The organism is Arthrobacter sp. P1_D4, assembly GCF_056406115.1.
The window spans coordinates 1-23,069 of record NZ_JBFUAU010000007.1 but is presented as its reverse complement, the minus strand read 5'-3'; the positions used below and the strand labels follow the sequence as shown (position 1 = coordinate 23,069).

Sequence of the window (23,069 nt, the reverse complement as noted above, 5' to 3'; positions counted from 1 at the left end):
ATATCGCGGCGGCTCGCACGCCGCGTCAGGACCTCATGCCGCGTCCGGGGCAAACTTCTGCCAGGCCGCCTCCCGCCTGGCAGCCCAGCCGCAAAGGGTGCCGCGCCGGCCAAGCTCTGCCAGCAGTTCCGCGAGCCTGTATCCCGGGTGGCCCTGCAAGGCCTGACGGTAGAGCGCGTCGGCGTAGGAGCCGCGGCCACGGCACCATTCGATCCAGCCCCGCGCCGTCACGGCGGCTGCCGTTGCTTCCCCGTCACCAAGGGGGCCGAGCCGTTCCAGGACCCGCTCGAGCCCGACCATCAGGGTCCAGTCCGGAACCGACGGCGCCAGTCCGAGCAGGACTTCTCCGTAACCGGGAACAGCTCCGGCTGCAGGCACGGCGCCGGCGGCGGACCCGCCGCTGCCGGGTGCCACCGGCAGGGGCATCCGCGGAGCGGTCCTGGACCGGGAAGTGCGGCCGGACATTGGACCCGGCAGGGGGCTGGGCGTCGGTCGGGGCCTTGAGGCGGGCGTGTTATCGGGGAAAGCGGCGGACCCGGGGTTTGGGTCGAAGATACCGAAGTCCTCGGCGCCGCGTTCGGCCGCGGACCGTCCGGCGGCCGCCATCACCAGGACCGCATCCCGCCATGACGGAATGCACAGACTGGCCCGCAGGTAGCCGGCGAGTTCCGGTGAGAGCTGAAGCGGCCGGCCAATAGTCCAGGGATCGGGCGCCCCGGAGCCGGTGGTCCCGGCGTCGGTCCCGGCGTCGGGCGTCCCGGAGCCGGTGGTCCCGGCGTCGGTCCCGGCGTCGGGCGTCCCGGAGCCGGTGGTCCCGGCGTCGGTCCCGGCGTCGGGGACGGCACCCCTAGCCACGTCACCCGGGGTGGGGACCGGAAGGGGCTCCTGGCCAATGGCGGCCTGCATGGCCATCATCCAGACATCGAGGACCTGGTCGAATTGGGCCCGGTCCCGCCGTCGCGGGGAGAATTGCTCCGCCCAGCCGCACTCGGCAAGGCTCACCGCGGGGTCCACCGGCAGCGGCGCCGGGCTGGTCCCCTGGGTGCCGGGGACCGCGCCGACGCTGCTGCCGCGGTAGACCATCTCGGCGTTGAGCCTGCTGTTCCTGATCTGCTCGACCGGACGGCCGGGCATCCCACAGCAGTCCGGATCGCTGCAGTGTGCGTTGCGCCAGAACTCAGTACCGATAATCCAGGCATCCCTCAACGGCAATCCGGCTGCCTCAAGGGCAAGCTCGAGTTCTTTGAGCAGGTCCGCCCACGCATGGCCGTCGCCGGCGCTGTCCGTCTCCGTGTCGGCGTCGGCGTCGGAGTCGGCGTCAGTGAAGAAGGCCAGCAGCGAACCGTCGGCCGCGTCGTCCGCCTGCAGATAGGCCACGACATTTCGGGCGAAACCGGCCAGCATGTCCTTCCGGCCTGAGCCGCCTCCGGGCACGGGGAGGTCGACCCGCAAGGTGGCTCCGAGACGTTTGCCCTGCAAGGTCATGGCCACGAGGCTGTTTTCCGGCCAGTAGCCGAGGGAGTGCGGGATGAAGCCCAGGATGTCTTCGGGGCCGGTGATTCTCAGGTGATCGGGAGCTGTCATAAGCCCAGCTTCGCGGCGGCCGCGTCCCCGGCGACAGTACCGGGTTGCGCTATGTGGATAAACGACGGTGGATAGACGACCGGGGATAGCCATCCGTGGATAAGCAACAGTGACTGGACGCACAAAGGCACGAACGCCTGATGACAATCGCCGGCAGACCAGCCCATACCGCCCAAACAGCTGGTTCAGGGCGTGCGGCGGCGCTCCGCGACCAGCCTGCGCTGCTCGGCCAGGGACTTGAGCAGCGGCGGAACCATGACTCCCTGGGCCGCCATCTGGCGCCGGACCTTCCGCCGGGTCACCATGATGGCTCCTGCTCCCCCGGCCAGCAGCAGGAACTGCACGCTCAGGGCCACGCGGAACGGATCCAGGCCGTAGAGCTCCCCCTTCGAGAACCCAGAGGCATGCAGGACGTCGAGCACCAGCCCGATCAGGTAAATGGACACGAGCGCTGCGATGAAGCCGCCCACGTTGACGATCCCGGTGGCGGTGCCGAGCCGGTGGGCCGGGTTGAAGGTCCGGGCGAAATCGAAGCCGATCATGGAACCGGGGCCGCCGACGGCGAGGGTCACCACCAGCGCAGCCAGGAGCCAGAGCGGCGCGCGTCCCGGCACCAGCAGAACCGCCGCCCAGGCGGCAGCGGTGCATCCGGAAATGAGCAGCACCATAGTGGAGCGCCGCAGCGGATGCCGGGCAACGAATCGGCCCATCAGGGGTCCGGCGGCGATGGCGCCGGCGACGTACAGCGCCATGAGGGCCGAGACCGTGCCGCGGTCCAGTCCCTCGGCGGAAATCAGGAAAGGGTAGCCCCACGTCATGGCAAAAACGGTGCCGCTGAACTGGACGGTGAAGTGGCTCCACAGCCCGAGCCGGGTCCCGGGTTGCCGCCAGGCGTGTCCCAGCGAAATGCCGGTGGCGCGCAGCCCCTGGGACTGTGCCGGTGCGGAGTGCCCGGGCGGAAGGTCCTGGAGCAGGATCAGCACCAGCACGACGGCGAGGCCGGACATCGCGGCGAGCGTCAGGAAGGCGGGAGTCCACCCCGCGGAGTGCAGGATCATGGCGAACGGCACCACGCTGAAGAGCTGGCCGAGCTGGCCGGACATGCCGGTCAACTGCGTCAGGAGCGGGACGCGCCCCGGGGCAAACCAGAGCGGGATGAGCCGGATGACGGAAATAAACGTCATGGCGTCACCGGCGCCCACCAGCACACGTCCCAGGACTCCGCCGGGAATGTTGTCGGCAAACGCCAGCTGAAGCTGGCCGAGTCCCATCAGGACACCGCCGCCCGCGAGCATCGCGCGGGAGCCAAACCGGTCCACCAGAATGCCCACAGGAATCTGCAGCGCCGCATAAACCAGCAGCTGCAGCACGGTGAAGAAGGAGATCTCCGCGGCACTGGCATGGAAGCGTTCCGTTGCCTCCAGGCCGACCACCCCGAAGGAGGTCCGTTGGCTGACCGCCACGAGATAGGCGAAGATCCCGACGATCCAGATCAGCCAGGCGCGGGGAGAGGTCACTCCCCCATTATGCCCGGCTCAGGATAAATAGTATTTATTCGCCGGGTTCTTTACGGGCCAGGTACGCCTCGACGGCGGCACCAAGAGCGTCGGCGTTGGGCAGCTGGTCGTTCTCGTCTGCCAGCAGCGATCTCCGGACCGTCCCCTCGGCCTTTTCGTCGTACCGGGTCTCCAGCCGTGAGACCACCTGCTGGACCTCCTCGGATGCCTCGATCTGCTCGGCAATCTGCCGGCCCACCTCGCGTCCCGCCTCGCGCAGACGGTCGGTCGGCAGCATGAGCGACGTTGCCGCGCCCAGGTACTCGAGCCCGGCGACGGCGGCTGTGGGGTATTCGGCTTCGGCCAGGTAGTGCGGCACATGGATCACATAGCCGGCGATGTTCCGGCCGGCCTCCGTCAGCCGCAGCTCCAGGATGTGGCCCACCGCGGCCGGCACCTCCACTGTGGGCTTCCAGACAGAGATTCCCTCGATCAGCTCCGGCCGGTTGCCGTGCACGGTCACACCGACCGGCCGGGTGTGGGGAACGGGCATCGGGATCGAATGGATCCAGGTGACGAGGTTGACGTCGAGCTCTTCGACGAGACCGACGACGGCGCGCGCGAAGCGCTCCCATTGCAGGTCCGGCTCGAACCCGGCAAGGAGCAGGAACGGGCTGCCCAGTCCGTCGACCAGCCGGTAGAGCGCCAGGCTCGGTGCCTGGTAGTCCTGCAGGTGGTCCTCGACGAAGCTGACCTGCGGGCGCCGGGACCGGTAGTCGATCAGCTGGTCGGCGTCGAACTCGGCGATCATCTCGGCATCGAGCGTGTCCAGCAGTTCTGCGGTGATCTGCCGGACCACGTGGCCCGCGTCGGCGAAGCCGGTGAACCCCATGACGAGGTTGAGTCCGCGCAGTTCGGTGCTGGAGAACAGCGCGTCATCACGGATATAGAGCGACTGGGGATCCAGCAAAGAGCCGGAAATCCGTTCAATCACGGCGTGTTCCTTTCACGATGGCGGCGGTGGGAGAAGCGGGGCGCAGTCCGCCATTCGGGCGGTGCCTGGCGGAACGGCCAGTCAGGCGCATCCTGCCGGCCAGTCCCATGGAGCACTCATCGCTCCGCAGCGTCTCTACCAATACAACGCCCCGGCACCCGGGCTAATTCCTGCCCGGGGTGTGCTCCAGCTCTCATTCGATTGAATTTCCGCACGGTCGAGAGACTACGATCGGTGATGGCCCTAGGGCCTGTTTTGCAGACACCGGGTTGCGTCCCAAACCGACGGCGCCCCGGGATCCGTGGCAGGACGCCAAACATGCAGTTCCTGCCGAATATCACCGAGAACCATCACAGAGAATTGAGGACTGTCCTCGTGGTCAAGAATAGTGAAGTCAAACTTAGTGCAGTCGCAGGGGATTTGAAGAAGTCCCCCAGCGATGCCCTCGTCATCGGCGTCGGACAGGGTCCTGACGGCCCCGTTCTGCTCGACAATCCGCTGACGGCCAAGGCCGCGGAGGCCCTGGCGGAATCACTGAGCGTTCTTGGCATCACCGGCGCGGCGGACCAGGCTCACCGGCTGCCCGGCCTGCCCGAGGCGGGGGCGACCATCCTGCTGCTCGCCGGCGTCGGCAAGCTTTCCGCCACGAAGCCGCTCTCCGAGGAGGCACTGCGCCGTGCCGCCGGCTCGGCCGTCCGCCAGCTGGCCGGCGTCGCCACCGTCACCCTGGCCCTGCCCACGACCACCCTGGCCGAGGTTGCGGCGGTCGCCGAGGGCGCCGCGATGGGCGCCTACTCCTACACGGAGTTCCGGTCCTCCAAGGACGGGCTCAAGGACCCGGTGAAGAACGTCATCATCCGCACCGACTTCGCCACGGACAAGGCGCTGGCGCCGGTCCTGAACCGGGCATCCCTGATCGGCACGGCCGTGAACGCGACCCGCACGCTGGTCAACCAGCCGCCGAGCCACCTCTACCCCGAGTCCTTCGCCGACGCCGCCAAGGAACTGTCCAAGGGCCTGCCGGTGAAGGTGACCGTCTGGGACGAGAAGCGTCTTGAGAAGGAGGGCTTCGGCGGCATCCTCGGCGTCGGCAAGGGCTCCACCCGGCAGCCGCGCCTCGTAAAGGTCGAATACGCCCCGGCGAAGGCCACGGCCAAGATCGCCCTCGTGGGCAAGGGCATCACCTTTGACACGGGCGGCATCTCCATCAAGCCGGCCCTGGGCATGGGCGACATGAAGTCCGACATGGCGGGTGCCGCCGTCGTCCTCAACACCGTCCTGGCCCTCGCGGGCCTCGGGCTGCCCGTCAAGGCGACCGCGTGGCTCTGCATCGCCGAGAACATGCCCTCCGGCGCTGCACAGCGCCCGGCAGACGTTCTGACGATGTTCGGCGGCAAGACCGTTGAGGTCCTCAACACCGACGCCGAGGGGCGCCTGGTCATGGCCGATGGCATCGTCGCCGCCAGCCAGGAATTCCCGGACGCCATCATCGACGTCGCAACCCTCACCGGTGCCCAGCTCATTGCCCTGGGCGACCGCACCGCCGGCGTGATGGGTTCCGACTCCCTCACCGGCGCCATCAAGACCGCCGCGGACCGGGCCGGCGAGCTCGTCTGGCCCATGCCGCTGCCGGAAGAACTCCGGGCCAGCCTCGACTCCCAGGTCGCCGACATCGCCAACATTGGCGAACGCCACGGCGGCATGATGACGGCGGCCGTCTTCCTGCGCGAGTTCGTCGGCAAGGGCAAGGACGGGGAACAGATCCCGTGGGCGCACATCGACATCGCCGGCCCGTCGTTCAATAACGGCAGCCCCTACGGCTACAACCACAAACAGGGCACGGGTTGCACCGTCCGCACCCTGGTGGCCTACGTCGAGGACATCCTCACCAAGACCGTCTAGCGCGCATCGCGGCTTTGTGGCCGGGGCGGCGATGCCTTCCCGGCCACAAAGGCGCGTGACACTGGACACAAGCGCTCCACAAACGCCATGGCAAGGTGGAGCATGTATTAGTGGTTCGCTAAGGTAAACCTTGTTTCCCAGAAGCAGACCCCAATGTAGTAGTCACAAATGAAAGGGAACCGGCCGGCTGGCACAATCACAGCAGACAGGTTCCAAGACCAGATGATGCGTACTCTCGTGTCATCGTTCACGCGAGGGAGCGTTTTAGTGGCCGATCAGGCAACTGCGCAAGAATTCGACATCCTGGTACTCGGCGGCGGCAGCGGCGGCTACGCCACCGCACTGCGTGCTGTCCAGCTTGGCCTCACCGTCGGCCTCATCGAAAAGGGCAAGCTCGGCGGTACCTGCCTGCACAACGGCTGTATCCCCACCAAGGCCCTGCTGCACTCGGCAGAGCTGGCGGACCACGCCCGCGACTCGGCCAAGTACGGCGTCAACGTGACCCTTGACAGCATCGACATCACCGCTGTCAACGCTTACAAGGACGGCATCATTGCCGGCAAGTTCAAGGGCCTGCAGGGTCTGATCAAGGGCAAGAAGGGCATCACCGTCATTGAGGGTGAGGGCAAGCTTCAGGGCACCGACACCGTCGTCGTGAACGGCACCGCGTACAAGGGCAGGAACATTGTCCTCGCGACCGGCTCGTACTCCCGCACCCTGCCGGGCCTGGAAATCGGCGGCAAGGTCATCACCTCCGACGAAGCCCTGACCATGGATTACATCCCCAAGAGCGCGATCATCCTGGGCGGCGGCGTGATCGGCGTCGAGTTCGCTTCGGTCTGGAAGTCGTTCGGCGTCGACGTCACGATCGTCGAAGGCCTCCCGTCGCTGGTTCCGAACGAGGACGCCACGATCGTCAAGGCTTTCGAGCGCGCCTTCAAGAAGCGCGGCATCAAGTTCTCCACCGGTGTCTTCTTCCAGGGCGTCGAGCAGAACGACGACGGCGTCAAGGTCACCCTCGTGGACGGCAAGACCTTCGAGGCCGACCTCCTGCTCGTCGCCGTCGGCCGCGGCCCCGTCACGGCGAACCTCGGCTACGAAGAGGCCGGGATCACGATCGACCGCGGCTTCGTCATCACCAACGAGCGCCTCCACACCGGCGTCGGCAACATCTTCGCCGTCGGCGACATCGTCCCCGGCGTGCAGCTCGCGCACCGCGGCTACCAGCAGGGCATCTTCGTCGCCGAAGAGATCGCCGGCCTGAAGCCGGTCATCGTCGAGGACGTCAACATCCCCAAGGTCACCTACTCCGAACCCGAGATCGCCACCGTCGGCTACAGCGAGAAGGCCGCCAAGGAGAAGTTCGGCGAGGACCAGATCCAGACCCAGGAATACAACCTGGCCGGCAACGGCAAGAGCTCCATCCTGGGCACGTCCGGCCTGGTCAAGCTGGTCCGCCAGAAGGACGGCCCCGTCGTCGGCGTCCACATGATCGGCGCCCGCATGGGCGAGCAGATCGGTGAAGCACAGCTGATCGTGAACTGGGAAGCCTACCCGGAGGACGTGGCCCAGCTGGTCCACGCCCACCCCACCCAGAACGAATCCCTGGGCGAGGCGCATCTGGCGCTGGCGGGCAAGCCCCTCCACGGCTAGCAGCTCCGCCCGCACCACCGCATGAACTCAGAGCTTGGTGCACCCGGCCCGAAAAACCGGGTGCACTAAGCTCGACCAAGGCAGCAATCATCCGCACTAAAGATCAATAAGGAGAACGGGGACGACATGTCTGAATCCGTTAACTTGCCCGCCCTCGGTGAGAGCGTCACCGAAGGAACCGTCACCCGCTGGCTCAAGCAGGTCGGTGACCGGGTAGAGGTGGACGAGCCGCTGCTCGAAGTCTCCACCGACAAAGTAGACACCGAGATCCCCTCTCCGATCGCCGGCGTGATCGAGGAAATCCTCGTCGCCGAGGACGAGACCGCTGAAGTTGGCGCCCCGCTGGTCCGCATCGGCTCCGGCGACGCCGCCCCGGCTGCGGCAGAGGCTCCGGCCGCAGCCGCCGAAGAGGCACCGGCTCCCGCCGCAGCGGCGCCGGCCGCAGAAGAGGCTCCCGCGGAGGCTCCGGCCGCCGAGGCCCCTGCCGCCGCTCCGGAATCTGCTCCGGCAGGTGAAGGACACGACGTCACGCTGCCTGCCCTGGGTGAAAGCGTCACCGAAGGCACTGTGACCCGCTGGCTGAAGAGCATCGGCGACACCGTAGAGGTCGACGAGCCGCTGCTCGAGGTTTCCACCGACAAGGTCGACACCGAAATCCCGTCCCCGGTTGCCGGAACCCTCCTGGAAATCCGCGTCAACGAGGACGAGACGGCCGAGGTCGGCTCCGTTCTGGCCGTCATCGGTTCCGGCGCCGCGGCACCGGCAGCACCGGCGCCCGCTGCGGCCCCCAAGCAGGATGCAGCACCGGAAGCTCCCAAGCAGGAAGCGCCGGCCGCCCCCGCCCCGGCAGCAGCACCGGAGGCTCCCAAGCAGGAAGCTCCCGCAGCGGCCGCTCCGTCAGCGCCCGCCGCCCCGGCAGCTCCCGCGCCTGCGGCAGCAGCTGCCGCACCGGCAGAGTCCGGCTACGTCACTCCCCTGGTCCGCAAGCTGGCCAACCAGCAGGGCGTCGACATCGCGGCCCTCACCGGCACCGGCGTCGGCGGCCGCATCCGCAAGCAGGATGTGCTGGCAGCTGCCGAGGCAAAGGCAGCACCGGCTGCAGCCCCCGCCGCGTCTGCGCCGGCAGCCGCCTCGACCACTGTGCCGACTTCAAGTGCTGCGTCCTCGCTGCGCGGCACCGTGCAGAAGGCCCCGCGCATCCGCCAGGTCATTGCCCGCCGCATGCGCGAGTCGCTGGACATCTCCACCCAGCTGACCCAGGTCCACGAGGTCGACATGACCAAGGTTGCCAAGCTGCGCGCCAAGGCCAAGAACTCCTTCCAGGCCCAGAACGGCTCCAAGCTGACCTTCCTGCCCTTCATCGCCAAGGCTGTTGCCGAGGCCCTGAAGCAGCACCCGAAGGTCAACGCCTCCTACGACGAGGACAAGCAGGAGATCACCTACCACAACGCCGAGCACCTGGCGATTGCGGTGGACACCGACAAGGGACTGCTGGTTCCGGTCATCTCGGACGCCGGCAACCTGAACCTGGCCGGCCTGGCCGGCAAGATTGCCGACGTCGCCGACCGCACCCGCAACGGCAAGATCGGCCCGGACGAGCTCTCCGGCGGCACCTTCAGCATCACCAACATCGGTTCGGTGGGCGCCCTGTTCGACACCCCGATCATCAACCAGCCGCAGGTTGCCATCCTCGGCACCGGCGCGATCGTCAAGCGGGCCGTAGTGGTCGCCGACGAGAACGGCGATGACTCGCTGGCCATCCGTTCGATGATGTACCTCTCCCTGACGTACGATCACCGCCTGGTCGACGGCGCCGACGCAGGACGCTTCCTGCAGACGCTGAAGGCACGCCTTGAGGAAGGCGCCTTCGAGGCCGACCTCGGACTCTAGGGTCCAAAAGCACACCGACGGCGACGGCGGTGCGGGCKCCGGTGGGAAACCCCCGGGCGCCCGTGCCGCCGTCGCCGTTTTTGCTGTTCCTCCCCGGGGCCGCGGCGGGTCCTACTACGGTGCGTAGAAGACTCTGGCTACACTGATGCCATGAACATCGTCTATAACGTCATGGTCTTCCTGCACATCATCGGCGCCGCCATGATTGTCGGCATCTGGATTGGCCAGATGAAGAAGCCCACCGTCCACCCGCGCCAGTTCGACGGCGCGATGCTGCAGCTGATCACGGGCATCATCATGATGGGGCTGATCCCGGTCCTGGACATGAACGCCAACTACGCCAAGCTCGGCGTCAAGCTTGTCATCGCCCTGATCGTCGGCGTCCTGGCCTTCATTGGCCGCCGCAAGTACAAGAAGGGCGAGCCGATCAGCAAGGGCCTTGCGAACAGCGTTGGCGGCCTGGCACTGCTCAACGTTGCGATCGCGACCCTGTGGCAGTAACCGGCTGACTGCACCCGCCATGACGGCGCCGCTCCCCCGCGGGGGTGTGGCGCCGTCGTTGTTTAACTGCCACCGTTAAGCCGTCAGTCGCCGGCGATGCAGAATTCGTTGCCCTCGGGATCCTGCATCACATCCCAGTGGAAGTCGCCGATACCATTGCCCTCCACGAACCCGGCACCGACGGACTCGGCGCGGGCGCGCAACGCCGCAGGGTCGGGCCCATGGATGTCCAGGTGCAGGCGCCGCCTGCCCTCCGTGGGGTCCTGGACCTGCTGGAAGGCCAGCTGCGGGGCCCCTGGGCCGGCGGGCTCCAGCCAGACGAACTGCTCGAAGCGCGAGGAGACGGCCGTACCCAACAAGTCGGCCCAGAACTGCGCCAGGCGCCCGGCATCGACGGCGTTGACCATGATCGTGGCAATACGCGCCACGGGCGCCCCTGGCACCTGCGCATCTTCGGTAAGTTCCATGACGACACTGTACGGGTCACAATCCTCTGACAGCGGAACCCCCGTGCGGCGGCCGCACAGAATCCCTAGGATTGATCACGGCAGGCTCCGGCACCAGCCGGACCCCTGATTCACAACGACGTCGAGGAGTGGACATGGCTACAACACGCACCGCACACACTGTATGGAATGGCGACCTGATGACAGGCGCCGGCAACACCACCCTGGACAGCTCCGGGCTGGGCAACTTCGACGTCACCTGGAAGGCGCGCGCCGAGGCCGCCGAGGGCAAGACCAGCCCCGAGGAGCTCATTGCGGCAGCGCACTCCGCGTGCTTCTCGATGGCGTTCAGCAACGCCCTGGCCCAGGCCGGCCACACGGCCGAGGAGATCAACACCAAGGCTGACGTGACGTTCCAGCCGGGTACCGGGATCACCGGCAGCCACCTCACCCTGGCCGCGCGCGTCCCGGGCATTTCCGCCGACGATTTCCAGCGGCTGGCCGAGGAAGCCAAGACCGGCTGCCCCGTCTCCGCTGCCCTGACCGGCATCGAAATCACCCTGGACGCCACCCTGGCCTCCTAGCCCGGCCGCAGTACGACGAGGCCCCCGCCGCCCTGGGATATCCAGGGTGGCGGGGGCCTTGCCGTCTGTCCTGCGCGGACCGTCTGTGGGGGCCGCGCCCGGGAGCGCCTAGGCCTGGCCGGCCTGCTGGCGCGCAGGCAGCGGTGCGGGCCGGACCCGGCGGTAACCCTCGCGCAGCGGCGGACGGTCCGTGGGCAGTTCCTGGATCATTTCCTTCAGCGCCCCGATGCCGTATTCCAGTTGCGGGTCGGTTCCGGCGGCGTAGGCGTGCGGCGGGAAGGTCACCTCGATGTCAGGGGTGACGCCGAAGTTTTCCACGCCCCAGCCAACGCCACCGGCGAACCAGGTGGCGTAGCGCGGCTGGGTGACGCCGGTGCCGTCGGCCAGCGCGAAGCGGTTGTCGATCCCGACGACGCCGCCCCAGGTGCGGGTGCCAATGACGGGCCCGATCCCCCGCAGCTTGGAGACCTGCGTGATGATGTCGCCATCGGAGCCGGCGAACTCATCGGTGAGAATGATGACCGGTCCGCGGGGAGCGTGGTGCGGGTACGTCCGCGGCTTTTCCCCGCGCGGCATGCTCCAGCCGGTGACCTTGCGCCCGATGAGTTCGGCCACGAGCTGGGAGGTGTGGCCGCCACGGTTGCGCCGGACATCGACGATCAGTCCGTCCAGGGCCGTTTCGGTGTCGAGGTCGCGGTGGAGTTGTGCCCAGCCGTTGGCCATCATGTCCGGGATGTGCAGGTAGCCGAACGTCCCGTTCGAGGCTTCCCGGACAGTTCGCCGGTTGCCGGAGACCCATTCCTGGTAGCGCAGGCGCTCCTCGTCCTTGACCGGGACCACGGCCACGCGGCGCTGGGCGCCCGCGGCCGCACCATGGCCGGCGCCATTGCGCAGGGTAAGTTCCACGGCGCGGCCGGCCGCSCCGACAAGCTGCATCGCCGGGGTCCGCGTTTGGGTCAGTTCGACGCCGTCGATCGCCAGCAGGATGTCGCCCCGCTTCGCGTCGGCGCCGGGACGGGTCAGCGGCGAAGTGGCCAGCGGGTCCGAGGACTCCCCCGCGAGGATGCGGGTGATTTCCCACCCCTCGCCGGTGAACCCCAGGTCCGCGCCGAGGCGGCCCTGCGGGCTGCTGCCGTTCTCGACAGCGGCCATGGGCCGGACGTAGGCGTGGGAGGTGCCGAGCTCGCCGTGCAGCTCCCACAGCAGGTCCACCAGGTCGTCATGGGAGCCGAGGCGTTCCACCACCGGGCGGTAGCGGGCGTGGACGGACTCCCAGTCCTGGCCGGCCATGTCCTCGGTCCAGAAGAAGTCGCGCTGGAGCCGCCATGCCTCGTCAAAGGCCTGGCCCCACACACTAAGTGGGTCCAGCTGCACCCGGATGCGGCCAAGGTCCACCTTGACCAGCTGGTCGGAGTCCTCATCGGCCTTGGCGGCGGCCGGCGCCACGCGGATCTGCTTGTCCTGGATGAACACGATCTTTTCGCCGTCGCCGGAGAGCCGGTAGCTGTCCAGGGCCTCAACGATCGTGGCGGTGCGGCGCTTGGCCAGGTCGTAACGGACCAGGCTCGGCGCCGCGCCCTTGTCCTCAAGGCTGGCCCGGCCCTCACCGGTGGTGCCGGCGAGCTCGCTGTCCAGCCAGAGCAGGGCGCCGGCGACGGCGGTGAGTCCGGCGTAGTTGCCTTGCGGTACCGGGACCCCGATGACGCGGTGGGCCAGACCCTCGGCGTCGACCCGCACGGACGGCACGGGTTCGGCCGCCGGCTGCGGCCCGGACGCAGCACCCGCTGTTCCGGCGGCACCTGCCTCGGCGTCGGCATCGGCGTCGAAGTGAAGGTCGACGCTCGGGCCGAAGGGCGACGGGGTGTCGGCGGCGAGGGCGACGAGGTACGGCTTGATCGGGCTCGGGAAGGACAGATCGAAGGAGTGCCCGTCGTAAACCGGGTCGAAACTGCGGTTGGAGAGGAAGGCGAGGTATTTGCCATCCGGGGTGAACGACGGCGACTCGTCGCGGAACCGGCCGTCGGTGACGTCAATGATCGCAGCTCCAGTGCCGCCGTCGATCCGGGTGATCCGGAGCCGGCTGCGGGACCCGAAGGACGTGACCGGCTCGGACCAGCCGAGCCACGCGGAGTCCGGGGACCATGTGAATCCCTCAATGCTGCCCTCGCCGATGCTGCTCAGCTGGGATATCGTGCCCGCGCGGGTGTCGGCAAGGTAGATGTCACCGAAGGCCGTGCCGACGGCGAGCCAGCGCCCGTCCGGGCTGGCTTCGATGGCGCTGGCCCGGCTGGGCTTGGGGAAGTCGATCCGCGTCAGTTCATCGGAGGCGGGCGCGGCCTCCACGGCGGCACCGGCACGGTCGGGCTCGGAGCCGGAGATCGAGCCGGCTGCGTCTGCGGCAGCCGGGGCCGGGATCGCTGTGACCGGGCCGGACACGGAACCGCCTGCAGCGGCGGGGATTGATCCTGCGCCGGTCAGCGCGGCTGCGGACACCGGCTTCGGCAACCGCATGCCGGCGTCCCCGGCGGAAGCTGCCGGCTGGGCCGTTGACTCGGCAGCGGACTGCACGGCCGGCTGCGGGGCCTTCGATGCTGCCGCAGCCGCTCCGGCCAGGGGCGCCGCAATGGCTTTCAGGTACAGTGCCTCGACGCCGTCGTGGTCGGCGACATAGGCGATCCGGCCCTCGCCGAAGGGCCGCGGCAGCCGTGCCCGTACGCCCGGGGTGGCCTCAAGGACGCGGGAAGGGCCGTCCTTGTGCCGCAGCCAGTGGACGGTTCCGTGGGATTCGACGGCACTGGACGCGCCCGTGCGGTCCGGTACGACGTCGCCAAGGTGCTTCGAGGGCTTCAGCGGGGCGGGCCGGCGCGCCTGCGAGGCGGAACCGAGCACAATGTCGAGCTTGACGGCCTCGGCGTCGAGGCTGGGCAGCAGCCAGAGCTCACCGGCCGATTCGAAGATCACGCGTTCGCCGTCGGTGGCGGCGTGGCGGACATAGAAGTCCTCGTGGTCCGTGTGGCGGCGCAGATCGCTGCCGTTGGGCAGGACGGAATAGAGGTTTCCGTAGCCCTCGTGGTCGGACAGGAACGCGATCCGTCCCTTGACCCACAGGGGGTCGGTGAGGTTTCCGTCCAGCGCGGCAGCGAGCCGGACGAATTCACCGTTTCCGTCGGCGTCGATCCACAGCTTGCCGGTGGCGCCGCCGCGGTAGCGCTTCCACCAGGCCGGCTCACGCGAGAGGACGCTGGCGAGCACCACAGGGCGTTCGTCGCCGACGACGGGGCCATAGGCCACGGACTCGACCGGGCCGAACGGGAGTTCCTGCGCCCAGCCGCCGGTCACGGGGAGGCTGTAGGCGTGGGTGTGACGGCTGTCGGACTGGCGGAACGCGCTGGTGACCAGGACGTCGCCGTCCGGGGTAAAGCCCTTGACCCGGGTGGAAGGGTGGCCGAAGTAGCTCAACTGGCTGTAGCCGCCGCCGTCGACGTTTGCCGTGACGACTTCCGGGGCAGTCCCTTGGACGACGGTCCAGACCAGACGCTTGCCGTCGGGGGTGAAGCGGGGGTTGCGGGCCGGCAGTTGCAGGGAGGATACGCGCCAGGCGCGGCCCCCGCCCACGGGTGCAATCCAGACGTCGTCCTCGGCCACAAAGGTGACCAGATCGCCGTGCAGATGCGGGAAACGGAAGTAACTCGAGGGGGTCATCGTTCGATCATAGCCACAACGGTCCTTACGGCCCGGGAGGTTTCGCGGCCGTGCCGGGCATGGTGAGATGGATCATGCGAATCCTTATTGCCGGGGCCTCCGGGCTGATCGGAACTGCCCTTTCGGGTGCACTGCGCAGCGAGGGGCACGACGTCGTCGCCCTGGTCAGGCGTGCCCCTGCGTCCCCAGCCGAGTTCCAGTGGGACCCGGCCGCCGGCCGGATCGACGACACGGCGCTGAAGGGCGCGGACGCGGTGGTCAACCTCTCCGGCGCCGGGATCGGCGACCGGCCCTGGACCAAGGCGCGGGTCAACGAGCTCCGCGCCTCCCGGCTGGGGGCTACCCGGACCCTCGCGGCCGCCATGGCGCGCACCGACGCGCCGCCCGCCGTGTTCCTGAGCCAGTCGGCCTCCGGTTACTACGGCAACGCCGGTACGGCGGTGCTGCGCGAGAACGCGCCGGCCGGCACCGGCACCCTGTCCGGGATCTGCGTCGACTGGGAGGCCGCGGCGCATGAGGCGCCTGCCGGAGTCCGGGTGGTCACGCCCCGCACCGGCGTCGTCCTGAGCCGTTCCGGCGGCGCACTGGGCCGGCTGTTGCCGCTGCTGCGCCTGGGCGTCGGCGGCCCGCTCGGCGATGGCCGGCAGTTCTGGCCGTGGATCACGCTGCCGGATGTGGCCGCCGCCTTTTCCTTCCTTCTCTCGGCGCCCGTCTCCGGGCCGGTCAACGTCTGCGCCCCCGAAGTCGCAGATGTGAATTCCCTGATCACGCAACTGGCCAGGGCGCTGCACCGGCCGGCGGCGCTGCGGGTACCCGCCCCGGTGCTGCGGCTGGTGATGGGCGATCTCGCCGAAGAGCTGCTGCTCGCGAGCCAGCGGCTAGAGCCGGCCGTCCTGGCGGAAAACAGCTTCGCCTGGCAGCACCCGTCCCTCGCCGGGGCCGCCGCCTGGGTGGCGGGGCGCGGCTAGCTGCCGCTATTAGCCGTGCAGCGTCGGGTACCTCTGGAGGAAGAGGGCCAGGGTCTCGGCCAGGGCCCTGATCTCGCGCGGATCGACGCTCTCGTTCGGTGCATGGATCAGGGCGAGTGGCTCCTCGACGCCGAGCAGGATGATCTCGGCGCCCGGGTAGGTGTCGGCGAAGACGTTGCAGAGCGGTATCGATCCCCCTTGCCCCAGGGTTGTCATGGGCGTGCCGTAGGCCTGGGACATCGCGGCGCTCATGGCTTCAAAGGCCGGGCCGCCAACTGCCGCCTGGAATGGTGCCCCAATCGCCTCGAGGTCCACCGTGACGTGGACATCCCAGGGCGCGGCGGCCTTGAGGTGGCTGACCAACGCCGTGTGGGCGTCGGCGGCCGCCATGCCCGGCGGGACGCGCAGGTTCAGGCGTGCCGCGGCCCGCGGCACGATCGCCGCCGTCGAGCCGGTCACTGCCGGGCAGTCGATGCCGAGCACGGTGACCGCGGGCCGTGCCCAGAGCATGTCAGACACGGTGCCGTCCCCCAGCAAGGACACTCCCTCCAGGACGCCGGCGTCGGTGCGGAACTGCTCTGGCGGATAGGGGGCGCCGGTCCAGGTCTGGGCGTTGTCCAATCCCGTGACCGTCGTGTTGCCTTGCCGGTCCCGCAGTGATGCCAGCATGGAGATCAGTGCGGCGAGCGCGTCGGGGGCCGCACCGCCAAACATGCCGGAGTGGAGCTCTGACGCCATCGCCTCCACTGTCACCACGACATTGACCATCCCGCGCAGGGTCACGGTCGCTGCGGGGTGGCCCACGGCGGCGTTGCCGGTGTCGCAGACCAGGATGGTGTCGGCACGGAGCAGGTCCGGGTGACCGGCGACGAACGCCTCGAGCCCGCCGGTGCCCTGTTCCTCCGACCCTTCGACCACCAGCAACAGGTTCACCGGTACGTCGTTGCCGAGCGCCCTCAGGGCGAGCAGGTGGGCGAGGATGTTGCCCTTGCAATCGGCGGCGCCCCGGCCGTACCAGCGGCCGTCCACTTCAGTGAGCTCGAAGGGCGGGGTCCGCCATGCCGAGTCATCGAGGGGTGGCTGGACGTCGTAGTGCGCGTAGAGGAGCACGGTGGGCGCGTCCGGGTCGGGTCCGGGCCTGGAGCCCACCACCGCGTCGGAGCCATCCGGGGTCCGTTCGAGGTGCACATCCGAAAATCCGAGTCCGGCGAACTTGTCCAGCACCCACTGGGCAGCCTTGGCACACTCTTCGACGGGAAACTGCCGCGCATCCGCCACCGACCGGATGGCCACGAACTCGGCGAGTTCTTCCCGTGCCGGACCCATCAGATCGGTGATGCGGGCGCGCAGGTCCACGGCTCACGCACCACCGGTGGTGGACGTCTTGAGGTCGTCGATGAACTCCTGGAACTCAGCGAGCTGGTCCGGGCAATAGACCTTGATAATCGCGAGCTCGCCGACGGCGATCCGGGCGTTCGCGATCACCGGCCTGTATCCGGGCCCGGTTGCCCCGTTCGCCAGCTGGCTCAAGAAGGTGGCCCGGCTCAGCGCGTCGTTCGGGTTCGCGCAAACCGCGCCGCCGTCGTCACCGAGCACCCGGGCTATCTGCTCGCGCGAGGGTGCCGTCCCGCCGGCGGATTCAATCTCAGCGATCAGCTGGTCGGCCTTCGCCAGGGATTGCTGGGTCTCCCTCGCCGTTCTGAAGTTCAGCAGTGCGACGACGGCGAACACCACGAGCAGGACCATGGCAACGATGTAAACGACCGAGCGGCTGCGCTTGGTCGAGGACTCCTGATGCGTGCTCATGACTTCGGGACCTCCGTCTGCGTCTGTTGGTCGGGCAGCCTCCAGGAAGGCTTGCGGAACCTGTAGAAGAGGAACGGCACGAGCAGCCCGAGCCCCAGTGCGCCGCCGCCCACGATCAGGAAATAAACGAGCGGATCGCCGTCGCCGAACTGCGACGGCGGAACGAACCCGACAAGCAGCGCGGCCAGGGAGGCTGCGAAGCCGACGCCGCACAGCCCGATCAGCATCGGCGCCCGGTAGCCACGCGGGTGCTCCGGGTCGTTACGGCGGAGCCGGACCGCGGCCACGAACATCAGCAGGTACATGATCAAGTAGACCTGCGTGGTGATTACCGAGAAAATCCAGTACGCGCTGGAGACATCCGGGATGAGCGCGTAGCCGAGCGCGATCACGGTAGTGACGAGCCCCTGGACCACCAGGAGGTTCTGCTGGATGCCGTTCTTGTTCAGCTTTTGCAGGAACGGCGGGAGGTAGCCTTCCTCACGCGAGATCAGCAGCAGGCCTTTGGACGGACCGGCCAGCCACGTCAGCATGCCGCCGAGGGAGGCAGCAACCAGCATGATGCCGAGGATCGGAGTGAGGCCTTGCAGGTTAAAGGACGACAGCACCGCGTCGAAGGCCTGCATGACACCCGCCGTGAGGGAGAGTTCATCGGCCGGGACGATCCAGCTGATCGCGAGCGCCGGCAGGATGAAGATCAGCAGTACGAGTCCCATGGCCAGGAACATCGACTTCGGGTATTCCTTGGGCGGGTCCTTCAGGGAAGACACGTGCACCGCGTTCATCTCCATGCCGCTGTAGGACAGGAAGTTGTTCACGATCAGCACCAGGCTGGCCAGCCCGGCCCATTCGGGCAAGAAGTTTGCCGCGGTCATCGGAGCGGCGGACGGGTTGCCCTGGCCCAGGAAGACCACACCCAGGATGACGAGCAAGGCACCCGGGATCAGGGTGCCGATGATCAGGCCACCGCTGGCCAGGCCTGCCACGCCCTTCGTGCCGCGGGATGAGACATACACGCCGGCCCAGTAGAACACCACGATCACCAAGGCCGTCCACACGCCGCTGCTGGCCAGCGCCGGGTTGAAGACGTAGGCGAGGGTGCTCGCGACGAATCCCAGCAGGGTCGGATAGTAGAAAATCGTCATCGCGAACTGGCACCACACCGCCAGGAAGCCCATGGGTTTGGAGATTCCGGACGATACCCAGTTGTAGACGCCACCCTTCCAGCCGGACGCCAGTTCAGCTGACACGAGGGACGTGGGCAGGAGGAAGACGATCGCGGGAACGATGTAGAGGAAGACTGAAGCGAGGCCGTAGACGGCCATGGTCGGGGCAGCACGGAGACTGGCCACCGAACTCGTGGTCATCAGTGCCAGGGCCACCCACGAGATCCACACGGCCGGTGGTGCCTTCGGCCGGGTCACTGCCTGTTCGCTCACGTGAGCCACACCCTCAAGTGCCCCGTGGTCTGCGCCACGGGCCAGGCGGAGCTAAACCGCCTGGGGCGAGTAGTCGTCGGCTTGAACATGCCCACTGCCCCCTTATCACACAAAGTGCTCGGTGCCTACAGCATGGACCTAGGAATTAGCGGGGAACAGTCCCCAACTCCCCTATACGTCAGATCGCCGGAGTGCTAATTTGCGCGGCTTCGGGTGCGCTTCCACAGCAAATCGGTGATCAGCGCTAGGGCAAGGATGACCACCAGCGCGGCGGCGGTTGCGGGTTCGTTGACGAGCGTGGTGGTGCAGAACACCAGGAACGTGCCCATGGTCGCGATCAGGGCGATGATGAGCATGAAAAGCAGGGCGCCGGTCTCCCGGTACACCTTGAAGTGGGCCAGGGTGACGGCGGAGAAAATGAGCAGTGCCACCGCACTTCCGAGGGAGGCAATGCTGTTCAGGTTGAACAGCAGCACCATCACGGCCGCGAGGCCGGCCATGACCAGCAGTCCGACCGGTACTTGCCGGCGACCCACGGATCGGCCGAACACCGGCGGGAACTGGCCCACTGAGGCCAGGTGCCGGGTCATCCCCACGGAGGGGTAGAGGGTGGCGTTCACCGCCCCGGCGGTGGAGAGCAGGGCGGTGACCACCATCAGCACGTATCCGAACTGGCCCAGCGTCGGCTTGGCGGCCTCGGCCAGCGCTGTGGCGCCGTAGGCGACGACCTGGTCGGCGGTCAAGGTTCCGAAGACGCCCAGGGAAACCGCGACGTACACCGTCGTGGCGATCGCCAGCGCCAGGTACATGGCGCGGGGCAGTTGACGGGACGGGGCAGGCAGATCCTTCGCGGTGAAGGTGATGACGCCGAACCCGAGGAAGGCGAAAAACGTCAACGCCACACTCGCGATGATCTCGCGAACGCCCGGGTAGCCGGCCGGATCCAGGAGAGCGGGGTTCCAGTTCGCGATTGTGACAATTGCGAACACGGACAGGATGGCCAGCACCGCCTTCACGATCAGCGACTGGACTTTGGCCACCGCCGTGGAACCGACAGCGTTCAGGAAGGTCATGAGCACGATGAGGGCGACAGCGAACACCTTGGCCCAGGTTGGGTCACGACCGGTCAGGACCGCGCTGGCATACCCCCCCGAATGACGACGCCACCATGGCCCCCACGATCGCGCCGGTCACATAGAACAACCACGAAACGATCCCGGTAACGTGCCCCTCCCCGAACCCCCGGGCCAGGTAGGCGAGCATGCCTCCGCCTGACGGGTACGTGGCGCCGAGCTTGGCAAACGAGTACCCCTGAAGGCCGGCGATGGCGCCGGCGATGAGAAAGGACACCCACACGGCCGAGCCGGCGACGGCGCCGGCTGCGCCCAGCAGCGCGAAGATTCCCGCGCCCACCATGGAACCCACCCCGATGAACGCTGCTTGGATGACGGTCATCTGCTTCTTCGGAACCGTGGTCGACATGGCGTCCCTCTCCGGCGTCAGGCACTCGCAAGCAGCCGTCTCGCAGGGAGGCTACCACCGGTCCCCCGACGGCGGAACCCTAGCCCGCTTCGGGCCCCGGGGGTAGAACGTCCTGAATCTGCCAACGCCCATCGACGGGCACCAGGACGAGGTGAAGCTGCTGCGCGGAGGCGGCGGGAACCTCAGCCACTATGGCGCCGTTCCCATCGAGCTCCCGGTACGCGGACGGCGCGGTGGTGATGGCCACCACGGCCCGGGCGGGGCTGCTGTCCGCGGTGGCCTCAATCCGGGTCAGGGAGGTCGAGAAGCCGGCCAGGACATGGCCGGAGGCGCTGAGCTGCGTTCGGATCCGCGCGTCGGCAGCGGCGGCTGCCGACCCCGGGGCGTTGACGTCATCGAGCAGGCCGAAGTCCCCGGAGCTGAGCGCGAGCGAGCGAAGCCGGGCGAGACCGCGGACGGCCTCCGCCGGATCCGGCGAGGCCAGCAGCGCCTCCAGGTCGGGAAGGACTACGGTGGCCCCGCCGTCGGCCGTGGAGGGCGGCGAGACGCCCGCCGGACCCTCCGACGGTGCCGCCGGCCTCTCCTGACCCGCGGCAACTCCTGCCTGCACCGGCACGCTCTCGCCCGGGCCGAACCCCGGAAACAGCCCGGCGACGGCGTCGGGGGCCGGGCCGCCACCGGCCAGCAGCCAGATGCCGGCCACCAGGGCTGCAGCGGCGAGAGCGGGAAGCAGCGCCCGCCGCGCGGGGGACCTTCGGAATCCGCGGTGGAGTCCGGCTTTCCGGACAGCGCCTGGACGCCGGCCCGGGCCGGACTGCACGGCCTTGCGTGTGAGCAGTTGGGGGATGACCGTGGGGTGCACGGAGACCGACAGATCGACGGGCTCCGCCCGGGCGCTGCGGTAGACCATAGCGGCAAACTCCGCCGCCGGGGGACGCTCCCGGCGCTCACCGCTCAACCCCGCTTCGAGGGCGGCCACCAACGCTGCCGGCACCTCCGGGACCAGAAGGCTCAGCGGTGGACGATGCGCCCCTGGCTCAGGGGCCCGTCCGGTGAGGCAATACCAGCCCAAGGCTGCCAGGGAGTAAATGTCGCGTTCGGGCTGCAGCCCGGCCCGCACAGCGTCCGAGGGGGCGGGATCTTGGAAACCTGCTGTGCCCTCTTCCGCGACCGGAGCGGCGTCGGCCATCATGCGCGCGACGCCGAGATCGGCCAGCAGCGGTTTGCCCTCGGCCGTGAAAAGCACGTTGCCGGGGGCCACATCACCGTGGGTGAAGCCTTGGCCGTGAAGGTATGCCAGCGCCTGCGCGATAGGAGTCAGGACCGTCACCGTTTCGCCGGGACCCAGACGTCCCCGGCTTCCCACGAGCGCCGCAAGCGAGCCGCCGGGTGCGTAGTCCAGCGCAAGCCCGAGGCCGCTGCCGCCAGAGTCGTGAACCGGCAGGCGCACCACGGCGTGCACGCGAAGCAGGTGGCTGTGTGCCAGGGCGGAGAGGATCCGGACTTCGCGCCGCATGACGTCCTCGGCCTCGGATTCTTCCGGTGCGGCGCGGTCGGCATCGAAGCATTTGAGGGCGAACTCGCGGCCCGTTGACTGTTCGGTGACCAGCCAGACCGTGGCGCTGCCGCCGCGCCCCAGGAGGCGTCCGACGTCGTAACCGGGAACCTGGGGGGCCTCACCGGCGGCCGGCGGGAGATCTTCCATACCCAAGGAATAGTCGATTGCGCGGAATCGTGCAGAAGTTATCCACAGGCATGAGAGCTTAAGCACACAAACGGGAGGTGGGTGCGGCGGGGTCTAAGCTTGATGCCATGACTCTTGAGTTCAAACAGCTGGGTCTCGCCCCGGACTTCGTCGATTACACGCGCGGATGGGACATCCAGCGCGAATTGCATGAAAAGGTCCTCGCAGGCACCGCGCCCAGCACTGTACTGCTGCTCGAACACGCCGCGGTTTACACCGCAGGCAAGCGCACCGAAGACCATGAACGGCCCTTCGACGGAACTCCCGTTGTGGCCGTGGACCGCGGCGGCAAGCTGACGTGGCACGGCCCCGGCCAGCTCATTGGCTACCCCATCATCAAACTGAAGAACAAGGCTGGCATCCGCGACTACGTGGAGCGGCTGGAAGCGGTCATCATCGCCGTCCTGGCGGACTACGGCATCGCCGCCGTCCGGATCAAGGGCCGCGCGGGCGTCTGGATCGAACAGGACGAAAAGGGTCCGGACCGCAAGATCGCGGCCATCGGCATCCGCGTCAACGAAGGCGTCACCATGCACGGCTTCGCGATCAACTGCAACAACGATCTCGCCCCCTACGGTCAGATCATCGCCTGCGGGATCAGCGACGCCGGAGTCACCACTATCACCCAGGAACTTGGCAGGGACGTCACCCCGGCGGACCTCGTGTCGCGGATCATCGAAGAACTGCGCAAGAATGAACAAGCCCTAGTTGCAACCCCAGAAGGAGCTCTACTGTGACACTGGCACCAGAAGGCCGGAAGATGCTGCGCATTGAGCAGCGAAACGCGGCCACACCGGTGGAACGGAAGCCGGAATGGATCAAGGCCAAGGTCCAGATGGGCCCGGAGTTCGTCCAGCTCAAAAACCTCGTCAAGAAGG

At 68.1% G+C, this 23,069-nt stretch carries 18 protein-coding genes and 1 pseudogene; 8 read left to right on the top strand and 11 right to left on the bottom strand.

Going from position 1 to position 23,069, the window contains the following annotated elements; genetic code table 11:
• Nucleotides 1-33: 33 nt before the first annotated feature.
• The 3 genes from AC1D0A_RS07965 to AC1D0A_RS07955 all read right to left on the bottom strand — a co-directional run bounded on the left by AC1D0A_RS07965 (nucleotide 34) and on the right by AC1D0A_RS07955 (nucleotide 4,074).
• Nucleotides 34-1,584, bottom strand: a complete 1,551-nt coding sequence (locus tag AC1D0A_RS07965; protein WP_476945529.1) for a DUF4192 family protein — start codon at nucleotides 1,582-1,584, stop codon at nucleotides 34-36.
• A 185-nt stretch (nucleotides 1,585-1,769) separates the two neighbouring features.
• Complete coding sequence (locus AC1D0A_RS07960) at nucleotides 1,770-3,101, bottom strand: MFS transporter (protein ID WP_476945528.1); 1,332 nt, start codon at nucleotides 3,099-3,101, stop codon at nucleotides 1,770-1,772.
• A gap of 34 nt (nucleotides 3,102-3,135) precedes the next feature.
• The gene (locus AC1D0A_RS07955; protein ID WP_079553781.1) at nucleotides 3,136-4,074 is read right to left on the bottom strand and encodes a proteasome assembly chaperone family protein; all 939 of its coding nucleotides are present in this window, start codon (nucleotides 4,072-4,074) and stop codon (nucleotides 3,136-3,138) included.
• 375 nt (nucleotides 4,075-4,449) lie between these two features.
• Between AC1D0A_RS07955 and AC1D0A_RS07950 the strand changes: the two genes are divergently transcribed.
• The 4 genes from AC1D0A_RS07950 (at nucleotide 4,450) to AC1D0A_RS07935 (ending at nucleotide 10,020) form a co-directional block, all read left to right on the top strand.
• Complete coding sequence (locus tag AC1D0A_RS07950; RefSeq protein ID WP_476945527.1) at nucleotides 4,450-5,976, top strand: leucyl aminopeptidase; 1,527 nt, start codon at nucleotides 4,450-4,452, stop codon at nucleotides 5,974-5,976.
• Between the two features lie 267 nt (nucleotides 5,977-6,243).
• On the top strand, nucleotides 6,244-7,629 hold the full coding sequence (gene lpdA / locus AC1D0A_RS07945; protein ID WP_476945526.1) for a dihydrolipoyl dehydrogenase: 1,386 nt from the start codon (nucleotides 6,244-6,246) through the stop codon (nucleotides 7,627-7,629).
• Nucleotides 7,630-7,755: 126 nt separating this feature from the next.
• Complete coding sequence (sucB, locus tag AC1D0A_RS07940; protein WP_476945525.1) at nucleotides 7,756-9,519, top strand: 2-oxoglutarate dehydrogenase, E2 component, dihydrolipoamide succinyltransferase; 1,764 nt, start codon at nucleotides 7,756-7,758, stop codon at nucleotides 9,517-9,519.
• 150 nt (nucleotides 9,520-9,669) lie between these two features.
• Nucleotides 9,670-10,020 carry a hypothetical protein gene (locus tag AC1D0A_RS07935; protein WP_028276422.1) on the top strand — a complete coding sequence of 117 codons (351 nt, stop codon included), beginning with the start codon at nucleotides 9,670-9,672 and terminating at the stop codon, nucleotides 10,018-10,020.
• 83 nt (nucleotides 10,021-10,103) lie between these two features.
• On the opposite strand, the gene AC1D0A_RS07930 is transcribed toward AC1D0A_RS07935, so the two are convergent.
• Nucleotides 10,104-10,487, bottom strand: coding sequence for a VOC family protein (locus tag AC1D0A_RS07930; protein WP_476945524.1), 384 nt, complete (start codon nucleotides 10,485-10,487; stop codon nucleotides 10,104-10,106).
• 134 nt (nucleotides 10,488-10,621) lie between these two features.
• Here AC1D0A_RS07930 and AC1D0A_RS07925 point away from each other — a divergent pair, with 134 nt between their 5' ends.
• Nucleotides 10,622-11,050: an OsmC family protein gene (locus tag AC1D0A_RS07925; protein ID WP_026266249.1), complete on the top strand. Its 429-nt coding sequence runs from the start codon at nucleotides 10,622-10,624 to the stop codon at nucleotides 11,048-11,050.
• A gap of 108 nt (nucleotides 11,051-11,158) precedes the next feature.
• Here the strand turns inward: AC1D0A_RS07925 and AC1D0A_RS07920 are convergent, their stop codons facing one another.
• Nucleotides 11,159-14,752, bottom strand: coding sequence for a S41 family peptidase (locus tag AC1D0A_RS07920; RefSeq protein WP_476945523.1), 3,594 nt, complete (start codon nucleotides 14,750-14,752; stop codon nucleotides 11,159-11,161).
• A 74-nt stretch (nucleotides 14,753-14,826) separates the two neighbouring features.
• Between AC1D0A_RS07920 and AC1D0A_RS07915 the strand changes: the two genes are divergently transcribed.
• Complete coding sequence (locus AC1D0A_RS07915; RefSeq protein WP_476945522.1) at nucleotides 14,827-15,720, top strand: TIGR01777 family oxidoreductase; 894 nt, start codon at nucleotides 14,827-14,829, stop codon at nucleotides 15,718-15,720.
• A 9-nt stretch (nucleotides 15,721-15,729) separates the two neighbouring features.
• On the opposite strand, the gene AC1D0A_RS07910 is transcribed toward AC1D0A_RS07915, so the two are convergent.
• The 6 genes from AC1D0A_RS07910 to AC1D0A_RS07885 form a co-directional block, all read right to left on the bottom strand.
• Nucleotides 15,730-17,076 (bottom strand): M20/M25/M40 family metallo-hydrolase, encoded by a 1,347-nt coding sequence (locus AC1D0A_RS07910; RefSeq protein WP_476945521.1) that lies wholly within the window; start codon nucleotides 17,074-17,076, stop codon nucleotides 15,730-15,732.
• A gap of 3 nt (nucleotides 17,077-17,079) precedes the next feature.
• Complete coding sequence (locus AC1D0A_RS07905; protein WP_476945520.1) at nucleotides 17,080-17,526, bottom strand: hypothetical protein; 447 nt, start codon at nucleotides 17,524-17,526, stop codon at nucleotides 17,080-17,082.
• Nucleotides 17,523-18,965, bottom strand: coding sequence for a glutamate/gamma-aminobutyrate antiporter GadC (gene gadC / locus AC1D0A_RS07900; protein WP_476945519.1), 1,443 nt, complete (start codon nucleotides 18,963-18,965; stop codon nucleotides 17,523-17,525). The genes AC1D0A_RS07905 and gadC overlap by 4 nt, the downstream gene beginning before the upstream one ends.
• Nucleotides 18,966-19,159: 194 nt before the next feature.
• Nucleotides 19,160-20,065 carry an APC family permease gene (locus AC1D0A_RS07895; protein ID WP_476945518.1) on the bottom strand — a complete coding sequence of 302 codons (906 nt, stop codon included), beginning with the start codon at nucleotides 20,063-20,065 and terminating at the stop codon, nucleotides 19,160-19,162.
• A gap of 16 nt (nucleotides 20,066-20,081) precedes the next feature.
• The gene (locus AC1D0A_RS07890; protein WP_476945517.1) at nucleotides 20,082-20,447 is read right to left on the bottom strand and encodes an amino acid permease; all 366 of its coding nucleotides are present in this window, start codon (nucleotides 20,445-20,447) and stop codon (nucleotides 20,082-20,084) included.
• A gap of 79 nt (nucleotides 20,448-20,526) precedes the next feature.
• Nucleotides 20,527-22,152 (bottom strand): serine/threonine protein kinase, encoded by a 1,626-nt coding sequence (locus tag AC1D0A_RS07885; protein WP_476945516.1) that lies wholly within the window; start codon nucleotides 22,150-22,152, stop codon nucleotides 20,527-20,529.
• Nucleotides 22,153-22,259: 107 nt separating this feature from the next.
• Between AC1D0A_RS07885 and lipB the strand changes: the two genes are divergently transcribed.
• Both lipB and AC1D0A_RS07875 read left to right on the top strand, forming a co-directional pair.
• Entirely contained in the window at nucleotides 22,260-22,928 is a 669-nt protein-coding gene (gene lipB, locus AC1D0A_RS07880) for a lipoyl(octanoyl) transferase LipB (protein ID WP_476945515.1), read from the top strand.
• Nucleotides 22,925-23,069, top strand: a pseudogene (locus tag AC1D0A_RS07875) (lipoyl synthase); the annotation flags it as partial. The gene lipB and the pseudogene AC1D0A_RS07875, both read left to right, overlap by 4 nt.